Source organism: Amycolatopsis sp. NPDC048633, from assembly GCF_040650695.1.
Classification (GTDB): Bacteria; Actinomycetota; Actinomycetes; order Mycobacteriales; family Pseudonocardiaceae; genus Amycolatopsis.
Map to the genome: position 1 here is coordinate 23,889 of NZ_JBEZHS010000049.1, position 13,991 is coordinate 37,879.

Here is a 13,991-nt window from a genome sequence, read left to right on the forward strand (position 1 = left end):
TCGGCTCCTTCAGTCGGTCGCCCGTGCCGCCAGTTCGGCCAGCCGGGCGGGGTCCGGGTCGCCCTCGAGGACGACGACGTGGTGGGTCAGTGTCAGGTCCTCGCCGGGTTCCAGCAGCCACGGCCGGTGGTAGGTGGCGGCGAAGCTGACCACCGGGAACGGCTCGGCCCGCACGTACCAGGCCGTGGGGAAACCGGGGTTGGCCGGGCTGTCGGCGAACAGCAGCGTCGACGTCCGCAGGCTCTCGTCGTGCCGGCCGGTGAACGCGAGCCACGGCGCGCGGTGTCCCATCGCGTCGTCCGCCGCCCGGCCGTCCGACGTCCGGACCGTGCCGCCGACGAACGAGCGCGGGCCGCGCCAGAACAGCCCGCCGTACCCGGCGGTGTCGCGGCCTTCGGTCACCGGGCTCCCCCAGCGCAGCTCCTGGTTGCTCGTGTTGCGCAGCCGGCTCGTCCACGTGAGGGTCCAGCTGTCCGCCGAGACGTCGCCGAAGCGCAGCGTGCGGTGCTCGGTCAGCCACCGCCGCCCGGCCGCGGTGCGCCAGGCCAGCTCGTGCCGCAGTTCGCAGTACCCGGCCTCGGAGACGATGCTCTCCCAGCGGACGTGGCCGACGCTGCCGTTGTTGTCCAGCGGCGTGTACCCGCGGCCGCGCACGTAGGTCCGGCCGCCCCAGAAGTTCTCCCCCGACAGGTGGGCCATGGTGAACTGCAGGCCGTTGTGCCAGGTGTGGTCGTGCGGCCGGACCGCGGTCACGGTCTCGCCCGCGGTGGTGCGCAGCGGGTGCAGGTACGGCTTCGGCGAGTCCCCGGCCGGCGTCGGCGGCGCCACGACGTACTCCGCCAGGACGAGGTCGCCGAGGTGCACGCGCACCCGGCCGTCGTCCTCGGCCAGCTCCAGCGCCCCGTCCACCGCCGCCCGGCTCACGCCGGTTCCCCGATTTCGGCGAGCAGCTCGTCCACCGATACCGGCGCCCCGGTGACCAGCGACCGGTTCGCGGCCAGGCCCGTGAGCAGCGCCTGCAGGCCGGAGTCGTGGTCGGCCGCGCAGCCGAGCTCGTCCGGGTCGGCGTCGCCGAGCAGCTCGGCGAGCATCCGCTCGTCGCCGCCGCCGTGGCCTTCGCCGAGCACCTCGTCCACCACGACTTCCGGCGACGCCCAGTGCCGCTGCACGGTCAGCCGCGCGCGTCCCGGCTCCGCGGTCGGCACCGCGCCGGCCGGGAACTCGTTCTCCCGGACGTCCAGCTCGAGCCGTCCCTCACTGCCCGAAAACGCGACGCGGTAGCCCTCCCGTGGCGAGTACGCGTGCAAGTGGTAGTTCAGGACCACCCCGCCGCGATGCCGGACGAGCACCGACACGTCGTCCTCGATCGTGACCCCGGGCGCGAACACGTCCCGGTTCCGGACGTAGCCGTCTTCCCGCTCCGCGTCACGGTAGAGCGCGCGCAGCCTGGGCGAGGCCTCCAGGTCCAGTGCGAACCGGTCATCGGGGTGGCCGCGGCCGGTCTCGTCGCCGTAGAAGAACAGCCGACCGAGCGCGAACACCGTCTCGGGCCCGCGGCCGAGCCACCAGTTGACCAGGTCGAAGTGGTGGCCGGACTTGTGCACGAGCAGCCCGCCGGAGTTCGCCTTCTCGCGGTGCCAGCGCCGGAAGTAGTCGGCGCCGTGCGCGGTGTCGAGCAGCCAGGTGAACTCGACCGAGCCGATCTCCCCGATCTCGCCCGCGGCGAGCAGCTCCCGCACCCGCCGGTGCACCGGGTTGTACCGGTAGTTGAAGGCGACCCGCACCGAGCGTCCCGTCTCGCGGCGGGCCGCGAGGATGCGCCGGGCGCCGTCGACGTCGGTCGTCATGGGCTTCTCGGTGACGACGTCGCAGCCGGCGTGCAGCGCGGCGACGACGTAGTCCGCGTGCGTGTGGTCGGGCGTGCACACGACGACGACGTCGATGCGCTCCTTCGCCAGCATGACGGTGAAGTCCTCCGGCCGGTAACCCGGCACCGAGGCGCCGATCCATCCATTGTGGACACGCATCCGGGTCTCGCTGCGGTCGCAGAAGGCCGCGAGCTCCGCGCGCGGCGAGCCGGCCAGAGCGCGGGCGAACAGCTCGGCCCGGGAGCCCAGGCCGACGATCGCGTAGCGGCGCACCGCCATCACCTCTCCTCTCGGGCGAGCGTCCAGGGCAGGGCGAGTTCGGAGAAGAGCGCGAGCCGCTCGGCCGCGGCGTCGACGGCCACGTCGACGCCCGGCACGACGAACCGGCGCTCCGGCCCGGTGCCGACCGGCCGGGCCTGGGGCAGCCGCCTCGGCTCAGGCGCGTCGCGGACCGCCTCGACCAGCGCGGTGAAAGCGCGGGTGGCGGCCAGCGGAGCGAGCAGCGGCACGCCGTCGCGGACGTGGCCGACGAGGTTCGTCAGCAGGTCGACCGGCGGGTCGACCGGCACCGGCTCATCACCGATGAGGACGACGTCGGTCTTGTAGTGCCACCGGATCCGGCCTTCCGTGCCGTGGATCAGCACGTAGGGCTCGTGGTCGGCTTCGGCGGCGAGCGTCGCGGCCGCGACGACGTCCGGTGCGCCGGCGAAGCACAGACGCGCGCACGCCGTGTCGTCCGACTCGATGTCGCGGGCACGGTACAGCTCGACGGTCATGCGCTCGGGCAGGGCGCCGGCCGTGCCGTTGAGCAGCAAGGCGGTCGCGACGGCGTGGGCGAACGGGTTCGTCAGAGCGCCGTCCACGACCGCTCGCCCGTCGAGCCGGCGACGGCCCGCCCAGGCGGTGCGGGAGAAGTAGCGGTCACGCCGGATCCACGCTCCCGCGGCGGCGACCCCGGTGACCGTCCCGATCGCTCCCCGGGCCAGTGCGGCCCGGATCACCGGTACCGCGGGCGATCCGAAGCTCTGGAACCCGACCTGGCAGGCCCGGCCACGGGCCCACTCCGTCAGCTCGTCGAACGCCGCCAGGTCGAGCACCGGCGGCTTCTCCACGAGCACGTGGCAGCCGGCGGCGAGCGCGAGGCGGACCAGCGGCAGGTGGGTGTGGGGCGGGGTGGCCACCACGGCGATGTCCGCCGGCACGCGAGCCAGCAGCTCGGCGGGGTCGCGGGTGAACACCGGCACCAGCTCGCGGGTCTCGGCCGGCGGCTCGCTGACGTCGCACGCACCGGCCAGGACGAGCTCGCCCAGGTCGTGCAGGGCCCGGGCCCGGCGCAGGTGCGTGCGCGCGTAGCCGGCTGTGCCGAACACGACGACGCTCGGGGTCATCGGCGGCCACCGGTCGCCACGGCGGCCAGGGCGAGCGGCCCGGCCACCAGCAGGGCCAGGATCGGCAGCATCCACACGAGCACCGCCGCGAGCCCGGCCGCCCCGGCCAGCAGCAGTCCGTTCCCCGGCGCCGCCGCGGTCTCACGAGCCGCCGTCACGAGCGCGCGGCGCCAAGACGGCTCCCCGGTCGCGACGACTTCGCAGGTCCGCACCGCCACGACGGCGGCCACCACGGCCAGCGACCACAACGCGGGCCGGAGCACGCCCGCGCCCGCCATCGAGCCGGCGATCTCGAGGTCGACCGCGAACAGCACCACCGCGGCGAGGCACCCGAGCGCGAAGAGCAGCCCGCCCCGGGCGACCTGCCGGAAGTCGGCCCAGAACGTCGTCCACAGAGGACGCCCGATGCCGTGGCGCGCCCGGTCGAGGGCCCGGCAGCCCGCCACGAACGCCGGGGCCGCCGTCACCACCGGGATCGACGCGAGGGCGACGAGCAGGCCCGTCAGCAGGCAGTCCGAGAAGTCGCCGAGCCCGGTCCGCCACTGGGTGGTTCGGCGCTGGGCAGTCTTGGTTCGCATCGTCACCCCTTCAGGCCGCTGGTGCTGACGCCTTCGACCAGCAGGCGCTGGAAGGCGAGGAAGAAGAGCACGATCGGGACGAGCGCGAGCGCCGACATGGCGAACATCGCGCCGAAGTTCGACTCGCTGCTGGTGTCGACGAACAGCCGCAGGCCGAGCGGCACGGTGAACTTCTCCGTGTCGTTCAGGTACACCATCTGCGTGAAGAAGTCGTTCCACGTCCAGATGAACGTGAAGATCGACGTCGTGACCAGCGCGGGTTTCGACAGCGGCAGCACGACGTGCCAGAACGTCCGGTAGACGTTGCAGCCGTCGATGATCGCCGCTTCGTCGAGCTCGCGCGGGATCCCGCGCATGAACTGGACGATCAGGAACACGAAGAACGCCTCGGTGGCCAGCAGCTTCGGCAGGATCAGCGGGACGAACGTGTTGACCAGGCCGGCCTGCTGGAAGATCACGTACTGCGGGATGAGCGTGACGTGGTACGGCAGCATCAACGTCGTGATCATGAACGCGAAGAGCGCGCCGCGGAACCGGAAGTTCAACCGGGCGAAGGCGTACGCGGCCAGCGAGCACGACAGCACGTTGGCGGCCACCGACAGGCCGGCGACGAGGAACGAGTTGAGGAAGAAGCGGCCGAACCCGACGTCCGCCGCGCCTTCCCAGCCCTTCGTGTAGCCGTCGAAGACGAACCGGGTCGGCAGCAGCGCCAGCCGCGAGAGGATCTCGTCCGGCGGCTTGACCGACGCGAACGCCAGCCACACCAGCGGGTACAGCACCACGGCGACGATGACGAGGCACAGCACGTGCCAGCCCCAGGAGCGGGCCGTGCGCGGGAGCACGGTCATCGGCGCTCCCCTTTTCCGTCGACGTCGTCGTAGAACACCCACAGCTTCGCCGTCCGGAACACGATCGCCGTCACGATCGCGATCACCGCCAGCAGCACCCACGCCATCGCCGACGCGTAGCCCATGCGGAAGTCCTGGAAGCCGACCTCGAACAGGTAGAGCGTGTAGAACAGGTCCGCGTCGGCCGGCCCACCGCGGCCGCCGCCGATGACGAACGCCGGGGTGAACGCCTGGAACGCGTGGATCGCCTCCATCACCAGGTTGAAGAAGATCACCGGCGAGAGCATGGGCAGCGTGATGTGCCGGAACCGGCGGAACGCTCCGGCCCCGTCGATCGCGGCCGCCTCGTGCAGCTCGGCCGGGATCTGCTTGAGCCCGGCCAGGAAGATCACCATCGGCGCGCCGAACTGCCAGACCCCGAGCAGCACGATCGAGGCGAGGCTGAACTGCGGGTCGTCGACCCAGCTCGGCGTGTGCCAGCCGAAGAAGGCCAGAACCTCGTTCACCGGGCCGCCGCCCATGAACAGCGCCCGCCACACCAGTGCCGCCGCGACGCTCGCGCCGAGCAGCGACGGCGCGTAGAACGCGGCCCGGTAGAAGCCACTTCCGCCGCGGCGGGTGTTGAGCAGCATGGCCACCAGCAGCGACACGGCCAGCTTCAGCGGCACCGAGACCAGGACGTAGATGAGCGTGACCTTCACCGACTGCAGGTAGCGGTCGTCGTCGGTGAACATGTGCGCGAAGTTGCCGAAGCCGACCCACTTCGGCGAGGTGAACAGGTCGTAGTCGGTGAAGGACAGATAGAGCGAGACGACCATCGGGCCGACGGTCAGTGCCACCGCGCCGAGCAGCCAGGGCGTCAGGAACGCGAAGGCCTCCGGCTGGCTCTTGCGGCGGCGCCCGGCCGGCCGGCCCTGCCGCCGAGCCCGCGCGGCCGCCTCCGCGGCGACCGGCGGGTCCGGGGTGCGCACGGTCGTCATCGGCTACTTGAGTCCCTTCTCGGCTTCGGACATGAACCGGCTGACCGCGTCGTCGATGCTCATCCGCCCGAACGCGACCTCCTCGTAGGTGCGCTGGAGAAGCTTCTGGATCGCGCCGGCGCCCTTGGGCGGCACCGGCGGGGCGGCCCCCAGCTTCGGTTCGAGACCGGCCTCGTAGTCGTAGAGCGTCTTGTCGGCGCCCTTCGCGGACGCCGCCAGCTGGGCGCGGACCTTGAGGTTCGGCGCCAGCCCGCGGTCGGTGCCGACGATCGTGCCCACCTCGGGGTCGTTGACCAGGAAGTCGACGAGCTTCGCCGCCGCCTCCTGCTGCTGGCTGCGCGCGGCGACCGACAGGAACATCGACGGGCGGCGGTACTGCCCCGTGTTCCCGTTCGCGTCCGTCGGGTACGGCGCCACGTTCAGCGGCTTGCCGTTCGCCTTCTGGTACGCGGGCAGGAGGTTGTCGTAGGCGAACTCGGAGCTCGTCAGCTTCTTGCCGAGCGGAGACTGCTCGGGCGAGGTGTTGTAGGACGCCGTGACGTCGGCCGGGGACGCGGCCTTGGTGTCGCGGAACCGGCTCGCGAGCTGCCAGTAGCGGCGCAGGTCGTCGGCGGTGAAGCCGAGCTTGCCCTCCGGGGTGTAGAACTGCTTGCCCTGCTGGCGCAGCCAGATCTCCAGCGGGGTGTCGAGGATGCCGAAGTCGGTCACCCCGCGGGCGGCGAACCCGCCGGCCGCGCTGACCTTCTCCGTGGCGGTGGCGTACTGGTCCCAGGTCAGGCCCTTCGCCGGGTCCGCGCCGGCCGCGGTGAACGCGGCGGGGTCGTAGAGCATCGCCGGGGTGTTCTGCGCCCACGGGACGGCGTACCGCTTGCCCTGGTACACGCCGGTGGCCGCCAGCTCGGGGTTGATGTCGGCGAGCGAGATCGCCTTGCCCGCGCCGGAGTTCAGGTCGGCCAGGACGTTGCGCCCGCCGTACTCGGCGAGGTAGCGGGTGTCGACGTTGAGCACGTCCGGCGGCTTGCCCCCGGCCGTCTGCGTCGCCAGCTTCTCCCAGTAGGCCGCGTACGCCGAGAACGACGTCTGCACCTTGATCTTCGGGTTCTTCTGCTGGAACAGCTCGACGGCCTTCTTCGTGAGGTTCGCCCGGCCGTCACTCCCCCACCAGACGAACGTGATGGTCACGTCCCCGCCGTCACCGCCCGGGTCCGAGCCGCACGCGGCGACCCCGGTCAGCAGCAGCGGGACCACCGCGGCCAGCGCGACGAGGGTTCGTCTCTCACTTGTCCGACGCATCGAGCTTCTCCGTTCTCAGCCGGTCAGCACTTTTCTGAAAACGCTGTCAGCGCGCTCACGGTAGGCAGTGCGCGCGACTCGTGTCAACGGGCTGTTCGAGGCAATACCCCTTGTGCAGCAATGGTTCCGCTGGTTTCCGGGCAGCCCGAGAAAGCGCTTACAGCACACCGGGGTCGAGGCGGGCTGTCAGCGCGAGGGGCACCGGGAGGGTGTTACCCGGTGCGTTCCGCGGCCGGCCCGCCGCGGCGGGCACTCGCCCACGGGACGCCGATCTCGGAGAACAGCGCCAGCCGGTCCGCGGCGACGGCGACCTCCTCGCCGATCCCCCGGACCACGGGGTGCCGGCTCGCCCCTTCACCGGCCGTGCGGATCCAGCCCGCGGGGATCCGGGCCGGTGACGGCGCGTCGCGCACCGCCTCGACCACCGACGCGAAGGCGCGGGTGGCCGGCAGCGGCGCGAGCAGCGGGACACCCGCCGGGTCGAGGTGGTGGGCGACCAGGTTCCGCAGCAGGTCCACCGGTTCGCCGAGGTGCACCCGTTCGTCGTCGAGCTCCAGCCGGTGGCTCTTGTACCAGAACTTCGCGCGCCCCTTCGCGCCGTGCACCACCACGTACGGCTCGTGGTCCTGCTCGGCGCACAGCGACGCGGCGACGACGATCTCGGGACCGCGGTCGAAGCGGATGCGCAGGCACGCCGTGTCGTCGGCTTCGATGTCGCGCGTGCCGTACAGCTCCAGGGCGATCTCCGCCGGGTCGCGCCCGCCGACCCCGCCCACGAGCAGCGCGGTGGCGACCGCGTGGGAGAACGGGTTGGTCAGGGCGCCGTCGACCACGGCTTCGCCGTCCAGCCACCGGCGGCCCGCCCAGGGGTTGCGGCGGTAGTAGGCGTCGGTGCGGATCCACGCCCCGGCCGCGCCGACGCCCACCACCTCGCCGAGCTTCCCGGCCGCGATCGCCGCCCGCAGCACCGGCAGCGCCGGGGAGCCGAAGCTCTGGAAGCCGGTCTGGCACGCCGAGCCGTTCTCCGCGGCCAGCCGGGACAGCGTCCGGAACCCGGCCAGGTCGAGCACCGGCGGGGTTTCCAGGAGCAGGTCGCCGCCCGCCCGCAGCACCGCGCCGCCGACGCGGACGTGCGCGTGCGGCGGGGTCGCGACCACGGTGATGTCGGGGCGGCAGCGGCGGAGCAGGTCGTCGACCCCGACGTGCGCGCTGCCGCCCTCGGGCAGCAGGGCGATCGCGGCGGCCGACGGCACCCGGATGTCGGCCATGCCGGCGAACCGCACCAGGCCTTCGTCGTGCAGGATGCGGGCGCGGTGCAGGTAGCTGAACGCGTAGCCGGACGTGCCGACCACGGCCAGCCTCGGCGGGTCCGCGACGGTGCGGCGCCTGCTCCCCGACATGGGTCTCCGATCGGCGCGGCCGGTCTCCGGTCGCGCGGGAACTGACGAATGGACAGTTCGGGAGAAACTTCCGCTGGTCACCGTAGGGCGTTCGCGACAAGTGTGTCAATACACGCCGACGCGCCTTCGAATTTGTCGAATGGCGGGTACTCCGAACGGCGGTGGCCGGTTCGAGATAGCGCTTACCCGAACCGGCCGCACACTCCCCGCCGATCAGATCCGGCCGACGCCCGCGCCCGCGGTCACGGTGGCCTTGACCGTCGAAGTCGGCTCCAGGGTGAAGGAGTACGGCGCGTTCGTCATGCTCCCGGTGCGCGTGATCTTGTTCGTGCAGCCGCCGAAGGAGTTGCCCGACTCGTTCAGGTAGCCGTCGACGTCGCTGTCCCCGGTCGTTTCGAGGCAGACCTTCGTGGATTCGAAGACGTTGTTCTGGGCGAGGAACTGCGCGTTCATCCGCGAATGCACGGCGGAATCGGTGACCGCGTGGAAATAGTTGTCGTAGGCGTGCCCGGTGCCGAACCGCAGGCTGGGCATCCGCGAGTTCACGTTCTCGAACCAGTTGTGACTGTAGGTCACGTGCAGCTTGCCCGTGTCTTCGGCGGCGTTGCTGTCGCTGTGCCCGACGAGGGAGACCTTGTAGTGGTCGTGGAACTTGTTCCAGGAGACCGTGATCCCGTCGGCCGCGTGGCTGATGTCGAGCAGGCCGTCGTAGTAGTCCTTGCCGTGGTCGAGGTCGGAGGACAGGTCGTTGTGGTCGACCCACACCCGGGTGGCGCCGCGCTGGATCTGGATCGCGTCGGTGCCGACCGACTTCGAAATGGCCAGGTTGCGGATGATCACGTTCGACGACTTGTCCACGGCGAGGCCGCCGCCGGTGAAGCCGGAGCCCGACCCGACGCCGAGGATCGTCTTGTTCGACCCGATCTTCACCAGGGTCTTGCTGGCCAGGGTGATCTTCCCGCTCACCCGGACCGTCCGGGCCGTGGTGCCCGTCACCGCGGTGGTGAACGCCGAAGCCGTCGTCACGGTGACCGTCTCACCGCCCGCGCCGCCGGTCGTGCCGGCGCCGTAGCCGACGGGTGAGCTCTCGTAGGCCGCGTGCGCGACCCCGGTGGGAACGGCGGCGGCCATCGCCGCGGCGAGCGCGGCCGTTCCGAAAACGCGCAGGCAGAACTGGGTCTTCCTGGTCATCAGGCACCTCGAAGGGGGTGGGGACCCGCGTCCCCGGGGAACGGGGAACACGGCGGAGACTCCGTTCTACGATTTGCAGCAAAACCCGGTCAACGATTTGCAGGGTTTTCATGAGAAGCCCAGCCGAATGGCCCTGCGGCGGCCGGATCCCCGCTGCCGCAAGGCAGTTCGTTGTTGACAACGCTGCCGCGCGTTTCCATGATGTTGCTCAGAGCCTGCCGAGGAGTAGCCGTGAGCGTGACCATTCACGACGTCGCCCGCCGGGCCAACGTGTCGATCTCGACCGTGTCGCGCGCGTTCACGTCGCCGGACCTGGTCCGGCACCAGACCCGCAGCCGGGTGCTGGCGGCGGCGAACGAGCTCGGCTACCACGCGGTCGGCGCCCCGCAGCCGGTCGCCCGCACCGGGCACATCGGGATCGTGGTCTCGGACCTCGGCAACCCGTTCTTCACCGGCGTGCTCGACGGCGTCCAGGCCCGCGCGCGCCAGGACGACGTCGCCGTGTTGTTCGCGAGCAGCGACCAGGACCCGGCGACCGAGCAGAACCTGGTACGCCGGATGGCCCGGCAGGTCGACGGCGTCGTACTGGGCAGCCCGAGCATGACCGACGACCAGCTGCGCGCGCTCGCCGGGCAGACGACCCTGGTGCTGCTCAACCGCGAGGTGCCGGGGATCCCGTCGATCGTGATGGACGCCGCCGACGGCATGCGCCAGGCGATCGAGCACCTGGCCGCGCTCGGCCACCGCCGCTGCGCCTACCTCGGCGGGCCCCGCATGTCGTGGGCGAACCGCACCCGCCGGCAGGGCCTGGCGGAAGCCGCCGAGCGCCACGGCACGGAGGTCGTCGAGTTCGGCCCGTTCCCACCGGTGTTCGAGGGCGGGCTGCAGGGCGCGGACCTGGCGCTGGCCGCGGACGTGACGGCGATCGTCGCCTACAACGACCTGGTGGCGTTCGGCGCGCTGGCCCGGCTCAACGCCCGCGGGGTGCCGGTGCCGGACGAGATCAGCCTGGTCGGCTTCGACGACCTGGTCTTCGCGGCGATCTCGGCCCCGCCGCTGACGACGATCGCGATGCCGACGGAGGCAGCGGGCCGCGCGGCGGTGACGCTCCTGCTGGACCTGCTCGACGGCGGCGCGGACGAGCACACGACCCAGGTCCTCGACACCTACCTGATCGTCCGCGCGACCACAGCCCCGCCGGCGGGCTGAGACACCCAGCGGCGGTCACTCCGGCTGGGGTGGCTACCCGGCTAGGTCGCGGCCGGCCGGCCGCACGCGGAACTCGGTGCCGTCCGGATCCGCCAGCACGACGGTCCCGTCGTCGCAGGCGTCGAGCCGAGCGGCGCCGAGGGCGATCAGCGCGTCGACCGCCGCCCGCTGGTCGCCGTCCGCCGGGAGCAGCTCGAAGCGCTGCCGGTTCGGCGCCACCGGCGTGCCATCCCATGCGTCCCAGGCGACTTTCGTGCCGCCGCGCGGTGACTGGATCGCGGTCTGCTCGCCCCGGTCCCACACCAGGGGCCAGCCCAGCGCCGTGCTCCAGAACAGGCCGGCCTGCCGGGTGCCGGCACAGGTGAGCTCGCCCAGCGGGCCGCACCCGGCGAGGTAGCCGTTGCCGGGCTCGATCACGCAGAACTCGTAGCCCGCCGGGTCGGCCAGGACGACGTGCGCCTCCTCGGGTCGCTGCCCGACGTCGACGGGGCGGCCGCCGAGCCGGACCGCCGTGGCCACCGTGTGCCGCTGGTCGTCGAGGTCGGCGCTGGTCAGGTGCAGGTGCATCCGGTTCGCGCCGACCCGCCCGGCGCGGCCCGGTACGAACCGCAGGCCGAGCTGGGCGTCCCCGCCCGGCAGCAGCACACCGCCGGCATCCTCGACGATCTCCCGGCCGAGCAGGCCGGACCAGAAGCGTGCCGCTCCAGCCGGGTCGTCCGCCTCGAAAGTCACTGCCAGCAGTCGCGAAAGCATCACCGGACCGTAGACATCGCCCCCGTGGGGCGGCAAGGCAATATCGGACCGGCTTCTCCCGTGGTGGCCGTCACGTTTGACCTGGAGCGCGCTCCAGCCCCTAGCGTCGTTCGAGACAAGATCGCTGGGGAAAGGAACCGAAATGACCGACGAGCGTTTCGAGCGAGGCCTGAAGACCCTGACCGAAATCGACGGCGAGAGCGGGCAGCGGGTGCTCACCGCCCTCGGCGGCTGCGAGCCGCAGCTGGAAGTGCACGTCAACGCCTCGCTCAACGTCGGCCTCACGCCCGCGGAGATCGTCGAGGCGCTCCTGCACTCCGCCGTCTACTGCGGATTCCCGAATGCGCTGAACGCGACCTTCACGGCCAAGAAGGTTTTCGGCGAGCGCGGGTTGCTGCCGGTGAACCAGCGATCCTGACCGACCGACAAGAAAGGCGACCAGTGGTGAACAGCAAATTCGCAACGCATACCGAGCTTTTCGATCTGAGTGGTAAACGCGCTCTCGTCACCGGTGGCACCAGGGGCATCGGGATGATGATCGCGCGCGGGCTCCTCCAGGCGGGCGTCCGCGTGGTCATCAGCTCACGCAACGCGGAAGCGTGCGCTCAGGCGCAGGAACAGCTGTCCGAATACGGCGATGTCCGGGCGTTCCCCGCCGATCTGTCCCGGCACGAAGAGTGTGAGCGCCTCTCTGAATTCGTCACGGCCGACGCCGGGAGTCTCGACATCCTCGTCAACAATGCGGGCGCGATGTGGGACGAGCCGTTGGAGACGTTCCCGGACGCGGCCTGGGACACGGTCATCGACCTCAACCTGAAGTCGCCGTTCTGGCTGGTGCAGGCGCTGCTGCCGGCCCTTCGCAAAGCTGGGACCGCCGACGATCCCGCGCGGGTCATCAACATCGGCAGCATCGCCGCCATCCACATCCCCCAGCGGCCCAACTACTCGTACTCCAGCAGCAAGGCCGCGCTGCATCAGCTCACCAGGGTGCTCGCCAAGGAACTGGGCCCGCAGCACATCACGGTGAACGCGGTGGCGCCGGGACCGTTCCCGTCGACGATGATGGCCGCGACCCTCGACGAGTTCGGCGAGGCGATCGCGGCGTCGGCCCCGCTGCGCCGGATCGGCCGCGACGACGACATGGCGGGGGTCGCCGTGTTCCTCGCCAGCCGGGCAGCCGCTTACCTGACGGGCACCATCGTCCCCGTCGACGGGGGAATCGCCACGACCGCGTGATCGCTAGCTGTCCGGTCCGAAGACGTGCCGCTCCAGGAACGGGTTCCGGAACTTGCCGGACGGGTCCAGTTCCGCGGCCAGCACCCGGAAATCGTCGATCCGCGGGTAGGTCCCGGCGGTGTGGAAGAGCTTGCCCCAGTGGGCCCGGGCGCCGAACGGGGCCAGGCGTTCCTCCAGCGCCGGGAGGACCGCCTCGACCTCGGGCTGGCGCGGCTGCCAGGTGAAGTGGAACGCGACCCGGTCGCCCCCGTGGCACGGGCTCAGCCACAGCTCGTCGCCCGCGATCGCGCGGATCTCCGACACCAGCAGCAACGGCGCCAGCAGGTCGCCGATCTCGCGGACCGCCCGCGCCGCGGCCACCGCGTGCTCGTACGGCACGAAGTACTCCGACTGCAGCTCGTCACCGACGCTCGGGGTGAACGCGAGCGCGAAGTGCGGCAGCCGGTCGTGCCACGGGCCCGGCACCCCCTGCTGCGGTGTGCCGTTGTCGGCGGAGATCCCGGCGGCGTGCGCCGGGTGCCGGGGCCCGTCGGCCGGGACCGCGCCGAACAGGTCCGTCCGCGCCGTGAACGCGTCCGCGCGGCTCTTGATCCACACCTGGTCGATGCTGTCGTTGGCCCAGTTCGTGAACATGCTGACGCTGTAACCGGCGTCCTCGATCTCGTCGAAGTGCCGGTCCGCGGCCTCCCACGGCAGGCCGTCGAAGACGTCCTGGCGGACGTCGAACGCGGGCACGACGTCGAGGGTCAGCCGCGTGACGACGCCGAGCGCGCCGAGGCCGACGACCAGCCCGGGGAACTCGGCGTGGGCGCGGGTGAACGTCCGCAGCTCCCCGTTCGCGGTGACCAGCTCGACCGCCGACACGGCCGAGGCGAGGCCCGGCAGCCGGCGCCCGGAGCCGTGGGTGCCGGTCGCGACGCTGCCGGCCACCGTGATGTGCGGGAGCGACGCGAGGTTCGGCAGCGCGAACCCCGCCGCGTGCAGCTGCGCGGCGAAGTCGCCGTAGCGGGCCGCCCCGCCGACGGTGACCGTCCCGTCGCCGATCTCCACCGGGACCTCGAGCCCGCGCAGGTCCAGCAGGACGCCGCCGGGTGAGTCCGCGATGTCGTTGAAGCAGTGGCGGCTGCCCAGCGCCTTGACGTGCGTCGCGGCCGCGACGGCTTCGCGCACCTCGTCGACCGTGCGCGGTGTCGCCACCGCGTCCGCGGCGTAGACGTGGTTCCCGGCCCAGTTCGACTCGCCCACCT

Annotated in this window: 14 protein-coding genes; 3 read left to right on the forward strand and 11 right to left on the reverse strand. The window is 71.8% G+C overall.

What is annotated here, in order from left to right; genetic code table 11:
* Nucleotides 1-9: 9 nt before the first annotated feature.
* The 9 genes from AB0C38_RS45505 to AB0C38_RS45545 form a co-directional block, all read right to left on the reverse strand.
* Nucleotides 10-924, reverse strand: a complete 915-nt coding sequence (locus AB0C38_RS45505; RefSeq protein WP_360686467.1) for a PmoA family protein — start codon at nt 922-924, stop codon at nt 10-12.
* Nucleotides 921-2,147: a Gfo/Idh/MocA family oxidoreductase gene (locus AB0C38_RS45510; RefSeq protein ID WP_360686470.1), complete on the reverse strand. Its 1,227-nt coding sequence runs from the start codon at nt 2,145-2,147 to the stop codon at nt 921-923. The genes AB0C38_RS45505 and AB0C38_RS45510 overlap by 4 nt, the downstream gene beginning before the upstream one ends.
* Entirely contained in the window at nt 2,147-3,256 is a 1,110-nt protein-coding gene (locus AB0C38_RS45515; RefSeq protein WP_360686473.1) for a Gfo/Idh/MocA family oxidoreductase, read from the reverse strand. Before AB0C38_RS45515 ends, AB0C38_RS45510 begins: the two co-directional genes overlap by 1 nt.
* Nucleotides 3,253-3,834 (reverse strand): hypothetical protein, encoded by a 582-nt coding sequence (locus AB0C38_RS45520; RefSeq protein ID WP_360686476.1) that lies wholly within the window; start codon nt 3,832-3,834, stop codon nt 3,253-3,255. The genes AB0C38_RS45515 and AB0C38_RS45520 overlap by 4 nt, the downstream gene beginning before the upstream one ends.
* A 2-nt stretch (nt 3,835-3,836) precedes the next feature.
* Nucleotides 3,837-4,682 (reverse strand): carbohydrate ABC transporter permease, encoded by an 846-nt coding sequence (locus tag AB0C38_RS45525; protein ID WP_360686479.1) that lies wholly within the window; start codon nt 4,680-4,682, stop codon nt 3,837-3,839.
* The gene (locus tag AB0C38_RS45530; RefSeq protein ID WP_360686482.1) at nt 4,679-5,662 is read right to left on the reverse strand and encodes a sugar ABC transporter permease; all 984 of its coding nucleotides are present in this window, start codon (nt 5,660-5,662) and stop codon (nt 4,679-4,681) included. The genes AB0C38_RS45525 and AB0C38_RS45530 overlap by 4 nt, the downstream gene beginning before the upstream one ends.
* 3 nt (nt 5,663-5,665) lie before the next feature.
* Nucleotides 5,666-6,955, reverse strand: coding sequence for an extracellular solute-binding protein (locus AB0C38_RS45535; protein WP_360686485.1), 1,290 nt, complete (start codon nt 6,953-6,955; stop codon nt 5,666-5,668).
* Between the two features lie 212 nt (nt 6,956-7,167).
* Nucleotides 7,168-8,355 carry a Gfo/Idh/MocA family oxidoreductase gene (locus AB0C38_RS45540; protein WP_360686488.1) on the reverse strand — a complete coding sequence of 396 codons (1,188 nt, stop codon included), beginning with the start codon at nt 8,353-8,355 and terminating at the stop codon, nt 7,168-7,170.
* A gap of 213 nt (nt 8,356-8,568) precedes the next feature.
* Nucleotides 8,569-9,546 carry a pectate lyase gene (locus AB0C38_RS45545; RefSeq protein WP_360686491.1) on the reverse strand — a complete coding sequence of 326 codons (978 nt, stop codon included), beginning with the start codon at nt 9,544-9,546 and terminating at the stop codon, nt 8,569-8,571.
* A 231-nt stretch (nt 9,547-9,777) separates the two neighbouring features.
* On the opposite strand from AB0C38_RS45545, the gene AB0C38_RS45550 reads away from it, so the two are divergent.
* On the forward strand, nt 9,778-10,755 hold the full coding sequence (locus tag AB0C38_RS45550) for a LacI family DNA-binding transcriptional regulator (protein WP_360686494.1): 978 nt from the start codon (nt 9,778-9,780) through the stop codon (nt 10,753-10,755).
* Between the two features lie 33 nt (nt 10,756-10,788).
* Here the strand turns inward: AB0C38_RS45550 and AB0C38_RS45555 are convergent, their stop codons facing one another.
* Entirely contained in the window at nt 10,789-11,508 is a 720-nt protein-coding gene (locus tag AB0C38_RS45555; RefSeq protein WP_360686497.1) for a VOC family protein, read from the reverse strand.
* A 142-nt stretch (nt 11,509-11,650) separates the two neighbouring features.
* Between AB0C38_RS45555 and AB0C38_RS45560 the strand changes: the two genes are divergently transcribed.
* Together AB0C38_RS45560 and AB0C38_RS45565 are read left to right on the forward strand one after the other, a co-directional pair.
* A complete protein-coding gene (locus AB0C38_RS45560; RefSeq protein WP_360686500.1) occupies nt 11,651-11,926 on the forward strand; it encodes a carboxymuconolactone decarboxylase family protein in 276 nt (91 codons plus the stop codon).
* 23 nt (nt 11,927-11,949) lie between these two features.
* A complete protein-coding gene (locus tag AB0C38_RS45565) occupies nt 11,950-12,744 on the forward strand; it encodes an SDR family oxidoreductase (protein WP_360686503.1) in 795 nt (264 codons plus the stop codon).
* Between the two features lie 3 nt (nt 12,745-12,747).
* Here the strand turns inward: AB0C38_RS45565 and AB0C38_RS45570 are convergent, their stop codons facing one another.
* Nucleotides 12,748-13,989 (reverse strand): FAD-binding protein, encoded by a 1,242-nt coding sequence (locus AB0C38_RS45570; RefSeq protein WP_360686506.1) that lies wholly within the window; start codon nt 13,987-13,989, stop codon nt 12,748-12,750.
* Between the last annotated feature and the right edge of the window lie 2 nt (nt 13,990-13,991).